Source organism: Kitasatospora viridis (assembly GCF_007829815.1).
Classification (GTDB): Bacteria; Actinomycetota; Actinomycetes; order Streptomycetales; family Streptomycetaceae; genus Kitasatospora; species Kitasatospora viridis.
Genome location: NZ_VIWT01000001.1, coordinates 5,892,055 through 5,907,571 on the forward strand (window position 1 = coordinate 5,892,055; position 15,517 = coordinate 5,907,571).

General features: G+C 75.0%; 5 protein-coding genes. All 5 read left to right on the forward strand.

Annotation, left to right across the window (positions count from 1 at the left end; genetic code table 11):
* The first annotated feature begins 11 nt into the window (after positions 1 to 11).
* The 5 genes from FHX73_RS26485 (at position 12) to FHX73_RS26505 (ending at position 15,516) form a co-directional block, all read left to right on the forward strand.
* Positions 12 to 1,541: an AMP-binding protein gene (locus FHX73_RS26485; protein WP_246213731.1), complete on the forward strand. Its 1,530-nt coding sequence runs from the start codon at positions 12 to 14 to the stop codon at positions 1,539 to 1,541.
* On the forward strand, positions 1,538 to 2,776 hold the full coding sequence (locus tag FHX73_RS26490; protein WP_145907790.1) for a type III PLP-dependent enzyme domain-containing protein: 1,239 nt from the start codon (positions 1,538 to 1,540) through the stop codon (positions 2,774 to 2,776). Before FHX73_RS26485 ends, FHX73_RS26490 begins: the two co-directional genes overlap by 4 nt.
* Positions 2,776 to 3,306, forward strand: a complete 531-nt coding sequence (locus tag FHX73_RS26495) for a cobalamin B12-binding domain-containing protein (protein ID WP_145907793.1) — start codon at positions 2,776 to 2,778, stop codon at positions 3,304 to 3,306. The genes FHX73_RS26490 and FHX73_RS26495 overlap by 1 nt, the downstream gene beginning before the upstream one ends.
* Positions 3,303 to 4,589, forward strand: coding sequence for a methylaspartate mutase (locus tag FHX73_RS26500; RefSeq protein WP_145907794.1), 1,287 nt, complete (start codon positions 3,303 to 3,305; stop codon positions 4,587 to 4,589). Before FHX73_RS26495 ends, FHX73_RS26500 begins: the two co-directional genes overlap by 4 nt.
* A 154-nt stretch (positions 4,590 to 4,743) precedes the next feature.
* A complete protein-coding gene (locus FHX73_RS26505) occupies positions 4,744 to 15,516 on the forward strand; it encodes an SDR family NAD(P)-dependent oxidoreductase (protein WP_425461451.1) in 10,773 nt (3,590 codons plus the stop codon).
* Position 15,517: the final 1 nt, after the last annotated feature.

The following is a 15,517-nucleotide window of genomic DNA, read 5'->3' on the forward strand; positions in this document are numbered from 1 at the left end:
GGACACACGCCGTGAGTCGTAACGCGATCCCGCAGGCCGAGCCCGCCGTGCTGGTGCACGGGGTGCTCGACGAGGCGACGGCGGAGGCCGCGCCCGACGCCGTCGCGGTCGGCGACCGGGACGGGCGATGGACCTACCGGGAGCTCAGCGAGCACAGCCACGCGGTGGACGCCTGGCTGGCCGCCCGCGACGTCCGCCCCGGTGACCGGGTGCTGGTCCAACTGCCCAGCGACCGGGCGCTGGTGGCGCTGTTCTACGGCACGGCCCGGCGCGGCGCGGTGCTGGTGCCGCTGAACCCGGGCATGAAGGAGTACCACCTGCGCTCGGTGCTCGCCAACGCCGAACCCCGGCTGGTGATCGTCGACGACGCCGCGGTGGCACGGGTCGCCGGGCTCTCGCCGGCCGAGGTGCTGGGCATCGGGCAGGTCTGGCCCGAAGTGACGGCCCTGCACGGCGCGGGCGCGCGCGGCCCGGCCCAGCGGGTCGACGCCGACGAGGTCGCCGTCCTGGTCTACACCTCCGGCAGCACCGCCGCGCCCAAGGGCGTGATCTGCCCGCACCGCCAGATGGTCTTCGCCTCCCGGGCGATCAACCGGGAACTCGGCTACCGCCCCGACGACGTGGTGTTCTGCCGGTTCCCGATCTCCTGGGACTACGGGCTCTACAAGATCCTGCTCGCCGCGCTCGGCCGCTGCGAACTCGTGCTCGCCGACACCGAATCGGACCTGGTGCTGCTCAAGCGGATCCGGGAGAGCGGCGCCACCGTGGTGCCGATCGTGCCCTCGCTGGCGGCGATGATCTGCTCCCTCGCCGAGCGCGACCCGGGCGGCGACTCGAAGGTGCGGATGTTCACCAACACCGGTGCCGCACTGCCGAAGACCACCGTGGACGCGCTGCGCACGGCCTTCCCCGGCGCCGAGGTGATCCGCCAGTTCGGCCAGACCGAGTGCAAGCGCATCTCGGTGCTGCCGCCCGAGTTCGAGGACCGCAAGCCCACCTCGGTGGGCCGCCCGCTGCCGGGCACCCGGGTGCTGATCCTCGACGAGGAGGGCAACGAGCTGCCCACCGGCGCGGCCGGCGAGATCGTGGTGGAGGGCCCGCACGTGATGCCCGGCTACTGGCGGGAGCCCGAACTCACCGCCAAGGCCTTCCGGACCGACCCGGTCAGCGGGCAACGGCGCCTGCACACCGGAGACTTCGGCAGCGTGGACGAGGACGGGTTCCTCTACTACCAGGGCCGCCGGGACGACATGTTCAAGCGCAAGGGCGTGCGGATGAGCACGATCGAGATCGAGGCGGCCGCGATGGACATCCCCGGCGTCCAGGCCGCCGCCGTGCTGCCACCGACCGGGGAGCGCGACCTCGCGCTCTGCGTGGTCGGCGAGTTGGCGCCGCACACCGTGCTGCGCGAGCTGTCGCTGCGCCTGGAGCCGGCCAAGGTGCCGGGGCACTGCCGGGTGGTCGACGAACTGCCGCTCACCCTGCACGGCAAGCACGACCGCAAGCAACTCGCGCTGCTCTTCGAAGGGACCACCCCGTGACCGGCCACACCGAGCTCGCCAAGCGCTTCGGTACCCCGTCGTACGTCTACGACCTGGAGCGGGTCGCGGCCGCCCGCGGCGACCTGTTCGACGCGCTGCCCGAGCAGGTCGAGCTCTTCTACGCGGCGAAGGCGAACCCGCACCCCGAGCTGCTGCGCGAGCTGCGGGCCGGCGAGGGCCGGCGGTGCCGGGCGGAGATCAGCTCCACCGGCGAGCTCGCCGCAGTGCTGAGCGCGGGCTTCGACGGCGGCGAGATCCTCTACACCGGCCCCGGCAAGACCGCGGGGGAGCTGACCGAGGCGCTCAGCGCCGGGGTGCGGCTCTTCTCGGTCGAGTCGCTGGGCGACCTGCACGGCATCGGCGCGGCCGCCAGCCGGCTCGGGGTGGTCGCCACCTGCCTGCTGCGGGTCAACAGCGCCAGCGCCAGCGCCACTTCGAGCATCCGGATGACCGGGGTGCCGTCCCAGTTCGGCTTCGACAGCGAGACCCTGCCCGAGCTGCGCGAGCAGCTCTTCGACGTGCCGGGCACGGAGGTGGCGGGCGCGCACTTCTTCCCGCTCAGCAACGCCAAGGACGAGGCCAGCCTGATCGGGGAGTTCCGGCACACCGTCGAGGTTGCCGCCCGGGTGCAGCAGGAGCTCGGCACGCGCTTCCGGTTCGTCGACATCGGCGGCGGCTTCTCGGTGCCGTACGCCGTCGGCGGCGAGCGGCCGGTGTACGGCGGGCTGCGCGCGGCGATGGCCGGTGCGCTGGACGAGTGGTTCCCCGGCTGGCGCACCGGCGAGGTGCGGATCGCGGTCGAGTCCGGGCGCTACCTGGTGGGCGACAGCGGCACGTTGATGGTCGGCGTGGTCAACCTGAAGGAGAGCCGCGGCCGGCGCTTCGTGATCCTGGACGGCGGGATCAACACCTTCGGCGGCATGTCGGGGCTGGGCCGGATCATGCCGGTCTCGGTCCGCCTGGATGACGAGGGGATCCCGCTGGAGCAGATCGCCAGCCTGGTCGGCCCGCTCTGCACCCCGGGCGACGTGCTCGGCCGCGACATCGAACTGCCCGCGCTGGCGCCCGGGGACGTGGTGAGCATCCCCAACGCCGGCGCCTACGGGCCGACCGCCAGCCTGCTGATGTTCCTCGGGCGGCCCGCGCCGACCGAGATCGTGGTGCGCGGCGAGGAGTTGCTCTCGGTCTCCCGGATCGAGCACAGCCGGGCCTACCAGTTGGGCCGGGAGCTGTGATGCCGCTGCCCGACGAGCCGGCGCCCGTCGAGCGGGGCGAAACCGTGCCCGACGAGCGGGGCGGATCCGGGGCGGCCGTCGCACGGAAGGCGCCCGCGGTGGCCAAGCGGGACGCCACGGTGATCGTCGCGGGCGGCACCTCCGACTCGCACACCTGGAACCTGGTCTTCCTGCAACTGCTGCTGGAGGAGCTGGGGTTCGACGTGGTGAACCTCGGGCCGTGCGTGCCCACCGAGCTGCTGGTGCGCGAGAGCCTGGCCCACCGCCCGGCGCTGCTGGTGGTCAGCAGCGTCAACGGGCACGGCTACCAGGACGGCATCCGGATGATCGGCAAGGTGCGCGAGCGCGCCGAGCTGCGCGCCGTCCCGGCGGTGATCGGCGGCAAGTTGGGCATCGAGGGCGCCCAGAGCGCCGAGCAGCTGGCCGAGTTGATCGCCGCCGGCTACGACGCGGTCTTCGACGACGGAGCGGAGGGTATCGCCTCCTTCCAGCGGCTGCTCGACTCGCTCCCGCAGCGGGTGCTGACGTGAGCGGGGGCGGGTTCGGCTCGTACGTGCGCCGGGCGCACCTGGCGGGCGACCTGGTGGTGCAGCCCCGGATGGGGATGAGCGATCCGGCGCTGATGCGCGCCGGACTGCTGGCCACCAAGGCCGCCGCCGGGCGCACGGTCGGCACCGTCACCCTGGACAGCTACACCCGGGTGAACGACCTTGAGTCGGCCGGACTCGCCCTGCTGGAAGGCGTTCCGCTCAACGGCTACCCGATCGTCAGCCACGACCTGGAGACTACCCGGCGGGTGCTGGACGGGATCCACGGCCCGGACTTCCCGGTGCAGGTGCGGCACGGCTCGGCCGCGCCGCTGGACATCTTCCGGGCACTGCTGCGGGTGGGGCTGGACGCCTCGGAGGGCGGGCCGGTCTCCTACTGCCTGCCGTACGGGCGGATCCCGCTGCGCGAGTCGGTGCGGAACTGGTCGCGCTCCTGCGAGCTGTTCAGCCGGCTGCGCGAACTCGGCCGGGAGCCGCACCTGGAGACCTTCGGCGGCTGCATGCTCGGCCAACTCTGCCCGCCCAGCCAGCTGGTGGCGATCAGCGCACTCGAAGCGCTGTTCTTCCACCAGCACGGGCTGCGCTCGATCTCGGCCAGCTACGCCCAGCAGACGCACCGGGAGCAGGACCTGGAAGCCGTGTTCGCGCTGCGCCGGCTCTGCGCCGAACTGCTGCCCGGGACGGACTGGCACGTGGTCGTCTACGCCTACATGGGCGTCTACCCGACCACGCCGCACGGGGCGCTGGCCCTGCTCGGCGAGGCGGCCGAGCTGGCCGCCGCTACCGGTTCGGAGCGGCTGATCGTGAAGACCGTCGCCGAGTCGGTGCGGATCCCGACGGTGGCGGAGAACGTCGCCGCGCTGGAGCACGCGGCCGCCCGGGCGGCCCGCACCGAGCGGGTGGCCGACGGCGGCGGCGACTCGCAGACCTACGCGGAGGCCGCGGCGCTGGTCTCCGCGGTGCTGAACCTGGACCCGGACGTCGGGCGGGCGATGCTGCTCGCCTTCCAGCGCGGGTACCTGGACATCCCCTACTGCCTGCACCCCGACAACCAGGGGCGCACCCGCAGCTACCTGGACGGGGAGGGGCGGCTGCGCTGGGCGGACATCGGCAGGCTGCCGCTGGCCGGGGTGGTGGAGGCGGGCGAGTCACGCACCGTCAGCTCCGGGGAGCTGCTGGGGGCGCTGTCCCACATCCGCTGGAAGTACGACGACGGGGCGATCGCCGCCGGGCCGGGCCACGCGCTCGCCGGTGGAGCCGCCTGAGCCGCCTGAGCTGTCTGAGCTGTCTGAGGCGTCTGAGGTGTCTGAGGTGTCTGAGCTGTCTGGGCCGCCGGAGCGGCCCGAGCGCCGTCCGGGCGCGCCGGTTCCCCGGGCAACTGTCCGTTCGCTGAAGGGTCTTGGCCGAGTTGTGGGAGATGTGCGGATGATGGCGTCACGTTCCGATTCAGTCCTGGCCCGGCTGCTGGCCGCCACCGCGCCGTCGGAGCACCGGAGGCTGGTCCTCGACCTGGTGAGCCGCACGGCGGTGGGGGCGCTGAAGGCCGCGCGCCCGGAGGCGGGCGACACCCTGGACACCGCGCGGACCTTCGCCGAGCTCGGCTTCGACTCGCTGGCCTCCGTCGACCTGCAGGCCCGCCTGGTCGCGGCCACCGGCCTCGACCTGCCGGTCACCGTGGTCTACGAGTGCCCGACCCCGGCCGCGCTGGTCGACCGGCTGCTCGCCGGGGCGCTCGGCGCCGTCGCCGTCGAACCGGAGGCGACCGCAGCCGCCACCGGTGCGGTCGAGGGCGAGCCGATCGCGATCGTGGGCATCGGCTGCCGGTTCGCGGGCGGCGTGGACTCGCCGGACGACCTGTGGCAGCTGCTGCGCGACGGCGGCGAGGTGCTCTCCGGCTTCCCCGAGGACCGCGGCTGGGACCTCGACCGGATGTTCGACGAGGACCCCGAGACCCCCGGCAGCAGCTACGTGAGGACCGGCGGGTTCCTGGACACCGCGACCCGGTTCGACGCCGACTTCTTCGGCATCAGCCCGCGCGAGGCGCTGGGCATGGACCCGCAGCAGCGGCTCGTCCTGGAGACCGCCTGGCAGGCCCTGGAACACGCCGGCGTCGACCCGCTGGCGCTGCGCGGCACCGAGGCCGGGATGTTCTTCGGCGCCGAGGTGCAGGAGTACGGCCCGCGCCTGCACGAGGCCCCCGACGGCCTCGACGCCTACCTGATGACCGGCAACGCGCCCAGCGTCATCTCCGGGCGGGTGGCCTACGTGCTCGGCTCGGTGGGCCCCGCGGTCACCGTGGACACCGCCTGCTCGGCCTCGCTGGTCGCGATCCACCTGGCCTGCCAGTCGCTGCGCGCGGGCGAGTCCTCGCTGGCGCTGGCCGGCGGCGTCGCGGTGATGGGCGGCCCCGGCGTCTTCACCGCCTTCAGCCGGCAGCGCGGCCTGGCCCCCGACGGGCGCTGCAAGGCCTTCGCGGCCGGGGCGGACGGCACGGGCTTCGCCGAGGGCGTCGGCGTGCTGGTCCTGGAGCGGCTCTCCGAGGCCCGGCGCAACGGCCACCGGGTGCTCGCCGTGGTGCGCGGCTCGGCGGTCAACCAGGACGGCGCCTCCAACGGGCTCACCGCGCCCAGCGGCACCTCGCAACAGCGGCTGATCCGCCAGGCCCTGGCCAACGCCGGCCTGTCGGCCGCCGAGGTGGACGCCGTCGACGCGCACGGCACCGGCACCACGCTCGGCGACCCGATCGAGGCGAGCGCGCTGATCGCCACCTACGGGCAGGACCGGCCGGCGGACGCGCCGCTGCTGCTCGGCTCGGCCAAGTCGAACCTGGGGCACACCCAGGGCGCAGCCGGGGTGGCCGGCGTGATCAAGATGGTGCTGAGCATGCGGCACGGCTTCCTGCCGAAGAGCCTGCACATCGACGCCCCGAGCCCGCACGTGGACTGGTCGGCGGGCGCGGTCGAACTGCTCACCGAGGGCCGGCCGTGGCCGCGGACCGGGGCGCCGCGCCGGGCCGGCGTCTCCTCCTTCGGGGTCAGCGGCACCAACGCGCACGTGCTGCTGGAGCACGAGGTGGCGGAGCCGGTCGACGAGGAGCCCGCGGTTGCCGACCCCGGGGTGCTGCCCTTCGTCCTGTCGGCCCGCGGCGAGCAGGCGCTGCGCGATCGGGCCGCAGACCTGTTGCCGCTGCTGGACCGTGACGAGGTGCGGCTCGCCGACCTGTCCCACTCGCTGGCCACCACCCGGGCCGGCCTGGTGAACCGGGCCGCGATCGTCGCCGCCGACCGGGAGGAACTGCGCGCCGCCCTGGCCGCGATCGCCGCCGGCACGATCCCCACGGCCGTGGCCGGACCCGGCAAGCTCGCCTTCCTGTTCACCGGGCAGGGCAGCCAGCGGCTCGCGATGGGACGTCAACTCGTTGACGCCTCACCTGTGTTCGCCGAGGCCCTGGCGCAGGCTTGCGGCTACCTGGACCTCCAGCTGGAACTGCCGCTGACCGAGGTGCTGTTCGCGGCCGAGGGCTCCGCCGAGGCCGAGCTGCTGCACCGCACCGAGTACGCCCAGCCGGCCCTGTTCGCGATCGAGGTCGCGCTGTTCCGGCTGGCCGAGAGCTGGGGCCTGCGCCCCGACTACCTGGCCGGCCACTCCATCGGCGAGCTGGCCGCCGCGCACGTCGCCGGGGTCCTCACGCTGGAGGACGCGGCCATCCTGGTGGCCGCGCGCGGCCGGCTGATGCAGGCGCTGCCGCCCGGCGGCGCGATGGTCGCCGTGCAGGCCGCCGAGGCCGAGGTGGTGCCGCTGCTCACCGAGCGGGTCGGCCTCGCGGCGGTCAACGGCCCCCGCGCGGTGGTGCTCTCCGGCGCCGAGCCCGAGGTGCTGCGGATCGCCGGGGAGTTGGCGCAGGCGGGGCACCGGACCAAGCGGCTGCGGGTGAGCCACGCCTTCCACTCGCCGCTGATGGAGCCGGTGCTCGCCGAGTTCCGCCGGATCGCCAAGGTGCTGGCCTACGCCGCGCCGAAGATCCCGATCGTCTCCACGGTCACCGGCGAGCTGTGCGGCGAGCGGATGGCGACGGCCGAGTACTGGGTCGAGCACGTGGTGGCGCAGGTTCGGTTCGCCGACGCGGTGGACTGGTTGGCCGAGGCCGGGGTCGGCACCTTCCTGGAGATCGGCCCGGACGGCGTGCTCTGCGCGATGGCCCAGGAGTGCCTGGCGGACGCTGATGCTGAGGTTGGGACTGTCTTCGCGCCGCTGCTGCGCCGCGACCACACCGAACCGCGCCAGGCCCTGTTGGCGCTGGCTGCGGCCTACTGCGCCGGGGTGCCGGTGGACTGGGCCCGCTTCCACGCGGGCGGCGCCGGGCGCCGGATCGACCTGCCGACCTACCCGTTCCAGCGCAAGCGGTTCTGGCTGGAGCCCGGCTCGGCCCGCGCCGACCTCGCCGACCTCGGCCAACTACCGGCAGGTCACCCCCTGTTGGGTGCGGTGGTGGCGGTCGGCGCGGACGGTGTGGTGCTCACCGGACACCTCTCGCTGCGGGCCCGGCCGTGGCTGGCCGACCACGTCATCGCCGGGCGGGTGCTCTTCCCCGGCACCGCCTTCGTGGAGCTGGCCGTGCGGGCGGGCGACCAGGTGGGGGCCGGCGCGATCGAGGAACTCACCCTGGGCGCACCGCTGGTGCTGCCGGCCGAGGGCGGCGTGGGCGTCCAGGTCGCGGTGGGCGAGCCGGACGAGACCGGGCGCCGCCAACTGACCGTCCACTCCAGGGCGGACGGCGCGGACGCCGGACCGTGGACCCAGCACGCGAGCGGAGTGCTGGCGCCGGCCGCCGAGCCGCTGCCGCAGCCGCTGGACAGCTGGCCGCCGCAGGGCGCCGAGGCGATCGACCTCACCGGTGTCTACGACGGCCTGGCGGCCCAGGGCTACGGCTACGGCCCGGCCTTCCAGGGGCTGCGGGCGGCCTGGCGGCACGGCGGCGAGGTCTTCGCCGAGGTCGAGCTTCCCGCCGAACTGGTCGCCGAGGCAGCCGAGTTCGGTCTGCACCCGGCGCTGCTGGACGCTGCCCTGCACGCCGCCGACCTGGGCGCCGAACCCCGCGCCGAGGTGCTGGTGCCGTTCGCCTGGACCGGGGTGTCGCTGCACGCCACCGGGGCCGCCGCGGTGCGGGTGCGGATCACCCGCCCGGGCCGGGACACCCTGGCGCTCGACTTCGCCGACGCCGCCGGGGCGCCGCTGGCCACCGTGCGCGGCCTGGTCTCCCGGCCGGTGCCGGACGGTGAACTGCTGTACGCCGTGCGGCAGTCGCCGCTGGCCGTGCCGGGCGAGCCGGAGCCGCTGCGGATCGCGGTGCTGGACGGCGAGCTCGCCTCCATCGCCCCGGCCGACGGCGCGCTGCCTCAGGTCGTGGTGCTGCGCGCACCCGCTGGGGACGGGGCCCTGCCCTCGGCGGCCAGGAGCGCCACCGCCCGGGTGCTGCGGGTGCTCCAGGACTGGCTGGCCGAGGACCGGTTCGCCGACACCACGCTGGTGGTGGTCACCTCGCCCGCGCTCGCCCAGGCCCCGGTGCGCGGGCTGGTGCGCTCGGCGCAGGCGGAGCACCCCGGACGGTTCGTGCTGATCGAGCACGCCGACCTGCCCACCGATGCCGAGCTGACCGCCGCGCTGGCCACGGGTGAGCCGGAACTATCCCTGATGGGCGATCAGCTGACGGCTCCTCGACTGACCGTGCTGCCCCCGGCGGCGGCCCCGGCCCCCGAATGGGGGCGGGTGCTGATCACCGGCGGCACCGGTGGCCTGGGCGGACTGCTGGCCCGGCACCTGGTCGCCGAGCACGGTGTGCGCAGCCTGGTGCTGGCCGGGCGCCGCGGTTCGGCGCCCGAACTCCAGGCCGAGCTGGCCGGATTGGGCGCCGAGGTGACCGTGGTCGGCTGCGACGTGGGCGACCGCGCCGCGCTGGCCGCGCTGCTGGCCGCCCACCCGGTCGACTCGGTGGTCCACGCCGCGGGCACGGTGCGCGACGCGGTGATCGGCTCGCTCACCGAGGAGGCGCTCGCGGAGGTGTTCCGGGCCAAGGTGGACGGCGCCTGGCACTTGCACGAGCTGACGCTCCATCAGGACATCCGCAGGTTCGTGCTCTTCTCCTCGCTCTCCGCCGTCCTCGACGGCGCCGGGCAGGGCAACTACGCGGCGGCCAACGCCTTCTTGGACGCACTGGCCGAGCACCGCGCCGCGGTGGGCCTGCCGGCCACCGCCCTCGCCTGGGGCCTGTGGACGGGCGGGGCCGGCATGGGCGCCGCGCTGGACGAGGCGGCGCTGGCCCGGATCGCCCGCTACGGGCTGCCGGGACTGGACGCGGCGCACTCGCTGCGCCTGTTCGACGCGGCCGTGCGCACCGGCGAGGCCAGGGTGGTCCCCGTCGAGCTGGACGCCGCCGCGGTGCGCGGCCGGGCCGACGGCATACCCGCGCTGCTCAGCGGCCTGGTGCGCCCCGCCAGCCGCCGCACCTCGGCGGCCCGCGGCACCCGCGACCTGGCTGCCGCCGACGGCGGGCTGGGTGGGCTGGGCGCGCTGCCGGCCGCCGAGCGGGAGCGCGCGGTGCTGGAGCTGGTGCGCACCGAGGTGGCGGTCGTGCTGCGGCACGAAGGCGCGGCGGCGATCAGCCCGACCCGGGCGTTCACCGAGCTCGGCTTCGACTCGCTGGCCGCCGTGGAGCTGCGCAACCGGCTCAACTCGGCGACCGGGCTGCGGCTGCCGGCCACCCTGGTCTTCGACTACCCGTCACCGAAGCTGCTGGCCGCGCACATCCGCGACACCCTGTTCGGCGCCGCGCCCGAGGAGCCAGCAGCGCCGGTCGCGGCGACCGTTCAAGGCGATCCGATCGTGATCGTCGGGATGAGCTGCCGCTACCCGGGCGGCGTCGAGTCGCCCGAGGACCTGTGGCGGCTGGTCGCCGACGGCGTCGACACCATCGGGGAGTTCCCCGCCGACCGGGGCTGGGACACCGGGGCGATCTACGATCCGGTGCCGGGCACGCCCGGCCGGACATACTCGCGCGAGGGCGGATTCCTCTACCGGGCGGCGGAGTTCGACGCCGACTTCTTCGGCATCTCGCCGCGCGAGGCGGTCGCGATGGACCCGCAGCAGCGCCTGCTGCTGGAGGTCTCCTGGGAGGCCTTCGAGCGCGCGGGCATCGACCCGGCGACCGTGCGCGGCACCGCCACCGGGGTGTTCGCCGGGGTGATGTACCACGACTACGGCAGCTGGCTCACCGATGCCCCCGAGGAGGTGGCCGCGTACGTCGGCAACGGCACCCTCGGCAGCGTGGTCTCCGGGCGCGTCGCCTACGCGCTCGGCCTCGAAGGGCCGGCGGTCACCGTGGACACCGCCTGCTCCTCCTCGCTGGTCACCCTGCACCTGGCCGCGCAGGCGCTGCGCGGCGGCGAGTGCACGCTGGCGCTGGCGGGCGGTGTCACCGTGATGTCCACCCCCGACACCTTCATCGACTTCAGCCGCCAGCGCGGCCAGGCCCCGGACGGGCGCTGCAAGTCCTTCGCGGACGCGGCCGACGGCACCGGTTGGGGTGAGGGCGTCGGCATGCTGGTGCTGGAGCGGCTGTCGGACGCCGAGCGCAACGGGCACCGGGTGCTTGCCGTGCTGCGGGGCAGTGCGATCAACCAGGATGGTGCGTCCAACGGGCTGACGGCACCGAACGGTCCGTCGCAGCAGCGGGTGATCCGGCAGGCGTTGGCGACTGCGGGGTTGTCGGCGGCCGAGGTGGACGTGGTGGAGGCGCACGGGACCGGGACCACGCTGGGTGATCCGATCGAGGCGCAGGCCCTGCTGGCGACGTACGGTCAGGAGCACTCGGCGGAGCGGCCGTTGTGGCTCGGGTCGGTCAAGTCGAACATCGGGCACACCCAGGCGGCGGCGGGTGTGGCCGGGGTGATCAAGATGGTGCAGGCGATGCGGCACGGTGTGCTACCCAGGACGCTGCACGTGGACGCACCTTCCAACAAGGTCGACTGGTCGGCGGGCGAGGTGCGGCTGCTGACGGACAGTCAGCCTTGGCCCGAGGTCGACCGGCCGCGCCGGGCCGGGATCTCCTCCTTCGGCATCAGCGGCACCAACGCCCACGTGATCCTCGAAGCGGCCCCGGTGGCCGAGGACTCCCCGGCCACCGGCACCCCGCCCACCCTGGTGGCGCTGCCGCTCTCGGGCCGCAGCCCCGAGGCGCTCGCCGCCCAGGCCGAGCGGCTGGCCGACATCGACGGGCCCGCCCTCGCCGATCTCGGGCTGGCGCTGGCCTCGACCCGAAGCCGGCACTCGCACCGCGCCGTGGTGCTGGCCGGCGAGCGCGCCGAACTCGACGCCGCGCTGGCCGCGTTGAGTGCCGGCTCCGAGGCGCCCGGCCTGGTCACCGGTACCGTCGACGAGGGCGGCCTGGCGTTCCTGTTCTCCGGCCAGGGCTCGCAGCGCCCCGGCATGGGACGCCAGTGGTACGAGACCTTCCCGGTCTTCGCCGAGCACTTCGACCGCGTCGCCGCCCGGCTGGACCCCGAGCTGGACCGGCCGCTGGCCGAGGTGGTCTTCGGCACGGACGCCGAACTGCTGGGCCGCACCGCCTACACCCAGGCCGCGCTCTTCGCCGTCGAGGTGGCGCTCTTCCGGCTGCTGGAGTCCTTCGGCCTGCGCCCGGACCTCCTGGCCGGCCACTCGATCGGCGAGCTGGGCGCGGCGCACGTCAGCGGCGTCTGGTCGCTGGCGGACGCGGCGAAGGCGGTCGCCGCCCGGGGCCGGCTGATGCAGGCGCTGCCCGAGGGCGGCGCGATGGTCGCGGTGCGGGCGGGCGAGGCCGAGGTGCGGCCGCTGCTGGACGAGCGGGTCGGCATCGCGGCGGTCAACGGCCCGCGCTCCGTGGTGCTCTCCGGCGACACCGAGGCGGTGCTGGAGCTGGCGGCCCGGTTCGAGCGGTCAAAGCGGCTGACCGTCTCGCACGCCTTCCACTCGCCCCGGATGGACGGCATGCTGGCCGAGTTCGGCGCGGTGCTGGCCGAACTCGACTACGCCGAGCCGGTCATCCCGATCGTCTCCACGCTGACCGGCCGCCCGGCGGACCCGGCGCAGCTGTGCACGCCGGAGTACTGGGTCCGGCACGTCCGGGAGGGCGTGCGCTTCGCCGACGCCGTCGCCGCGCTGGCCGAACAGGGCGTCAGCACCTTCCTGGAGCTCGGCCCGGACGCCGTGCTGAGCGCACTGGGACCGGACTGCCTGCCGGAGGAGGCGCAGGCGGTCTTCGCCCCGGTCGCCCGCAAGGACAAGCCCGAGGCGGCGGAACTGCTGGGCGCCGTCGCACTGGCGCACACTCGTGGCGCCGCGCTGAACTGGCAGGCGCTGTACGGCGACTACACCGGCCGGGCGGTCGAGCTGCCGACCTACGCCTTCCAGCACCGGCGGTTCTGGCTGGACGCCCCCGCCGCCAAGGGCGACCCGGGCAGCCTGGGCCAGGCACCGGTGGACCACCCGCTGGTCGGCGCCGGGATCCGGCTGGCCGCCTCCGACGAGGTGCTGCTGACCGGGCGGGTCTCGCGCGCCACCCACCCGGTGCTCGCCGAACACGCCGTGCTCGGCACCGTGCTGCTGCCGGGGACGGCGCTGGTCGACCTGGCGATCCGGGCCGGCGACCTGCTCGGCCTGCCCGTGCTGGAGGAACTCACGCTCCAGGCACCGCTGCTGCTGCCGGAGTCGACCGCCGTGCAGCTCCAGGTGGTGGCCGGGCACGACGGGGCCGTGCGGATCTTCTCCCGCCCGGCGGGCGCCGAGGAGGGCAGCTGGACCACCCACGCCACCGGCCTGCTCGCGCCGGGCGGCACCGCCCGACCCGAGCCGCTCACCCAGTGGCCGCCGACCGGCGCGACCGAGGTCGACGTCACCGGCCTCTACCAGCGGATGCGGACCGAGGGCTACGAGTACGGCCCGGTCTTCCAGGGCGTCAAGGCGGCCTGGCGGCGCGGTGCGGAGGTCTTCACGGAGCTCGAACTCCCCGATGCCGCACGGTCCGAGGCCGCCCGTTTCGGCCTGCACCCCGCGCTGCTGGACGCCGCCCTGCACGCCACCGCGCTGCTCGACGAGGAGCACGAGGCGCGGCCGGCCGAGGGCGGCGTGCTGCTCCCGTTCGCCTGGAACGGGGTCGAACTGCACGCCGGCGGCGCCACGGCGGCCCGGGTGCGGCTGACCCGCGAGGAGGGCGGCGAGGGCATCCGGATCGAGCTGGCCGACGGCGCCGGGGCCCCGCTCGCCACGGTCTCCTCCTTCGTCACCCGGCCGGTGGCGGCGGGCCAACTCGCCCCGCAGCAGGACTCGCTGTTCACCGTCGAGCTGACGCCCCGGCCCGAGCTCGCCGCCCAGGGCACGGGCGAGCGGCAGTTCGCGGTGCTCGGCACCGACGGCCTCGGCCTCGGCGCGCCCGTCCACCCGGACCTGGGCGCGCTCGGCGACGCCGTCCCCGAGGTGGTGCTGCTGCCGGTGCCGACCGTGACCGACGCCCCGGTACCGACGGCGGTGCGCGCCGCCCTGCACGGCGTGCTCGGCCCCGTCCAGGAGTGGCTGCGCGAGGACCGGTACGCCAAGGCGACGCTGGTGGTGCTGACCGCCGGGGGCCTGGCGGATGCCGCCGTGCGCGGGCTGGTCCGCGCGGCGCAGGCGGAGGACCCCGGCCGGATCGTGCTGGTGGACTCCGAGGGCGGCAACTCGGTCACACTGCCGCTGCTGGCCGCCGCCGTCGAGTCGGGCGAGCCCGAACTGGTGCTGCGCGAGGGCGGGTTCCAGGTGCCACGGCTGGTCAGGGTGCTCCCCGCGCAGGCCGAGCAGGAGGACGCCGACTGGGGCACGGTGCTGATCACCGGCGGCACCGGCGGTTTGGGCGCGCTGGTGGCCCGGCACCTGGTCACCGGGCACGGTGTGCGCAGCCTGGTACTGGCGGGACGCCGGGGCCCACAGGCGCCCGAGGCACGGCAGTTGCAGGCCGAGCTGGCCGAACTTGGCTCCCAGGTGGCGGTGGTGGCCTGCGACGTCGCCGACCGGGCGGCGCTGGCCGCGCTCCTCGCCGACCACCCGGTGCGCAGCATCGTGCACACGGCGGGGGTGCTGGACGACGCGCTGATCGGCTCGCTGACCCCGGACCGGCTCGACCCGGTGCTCCGGCCCAAGGTCGACGGTGCCTGGTACCTCCACGAGTTGACGCTGGATCAGGACATCAGCAGGTTCGTCCTGTTCTCCTCGGCCGCCGGTACTCTGGACGCCACCGGGCAGGGCAACTACGCGGCCGCCAACGTCTTCCTGGACGCGCTGGCCGAGCACCGGGCCGCCGGCGGCCTGCCGGCCACCGCGCTGGCCTGGGGCCTGTGGGCGGGCGCCGGCGGGATGGGCGGGCAGCTCGGCGCGGCCGACCTGGAGCGGATCGAGCGCTCCGGCATCGGCGCGCTGGACCCGGCCGAGGGGCTGGCCCTGTTCGACGCGGCCGTGCGGGCCGGGCGGGCCACGCTGGTGCCGGCCCGGCTGGACCTGGCGGCGCTGCGCGAGCGGGGCGAGGCCGTCCCGGCCGTGTTGCGCGCGCTGGTGCGGCCTGCCGTCCGGCGGGACGCGGCCGGCGGCGCCACCGGCTCGCAGGGTGCGGCCTCGCTGCCCCAGCGGCTGAGCGGGCTGCCGGCCGCCGACCACGAGCACGCGGTGCTGGAGGCGGTCCGCTCGCAGGTCGCCGCCGTGCTCGGGCACGACGGTCCGTCGGCCGTCCAACCGAGGCGCGCGTTCACCGAGTTGGGCTTCGACTCGCTCGCCGCGGTGGAGCTGCGCAACAAGCTGAACGCGGTCAGCGGGCTGCGCCTGCCGTCCACCCTGATCTTCGACTACGCCACCCCGGCGGCACTGGCCGGGTACCTGCTGACCAGGTTGCGGCCGGAGCCGGGCGAGGTGGCCGAGCGGCCCGACGACGCGCAGGTGGCCGATCTGCTGGCCGGCATCCCGGTGGCCAGGCTCCGCGAATCCGGTCTGCTGGAACGCCTGTTGGAGCTCTCGGAGGCCGGGCACACGCCAGCAGCCGAGGCTGACGGGGCCTCAGTCACCAAGTCCCTCGACATCAAAAGCATGGACGTCACCGACCTCATCCGCACCGCGCTCGACCGTAGCGACGCCAAGTAAT

What these genes read in the sequence shown, in the direction of transcription:
- FHX73_RS26495 (WP_145907793.1), top strand. Translation starts at nt 2,776, where the DNA reads ATGCCGCTGCCCGACGAGCCGGCGCCCGTCGAGCGGGGCGAAACCGTG.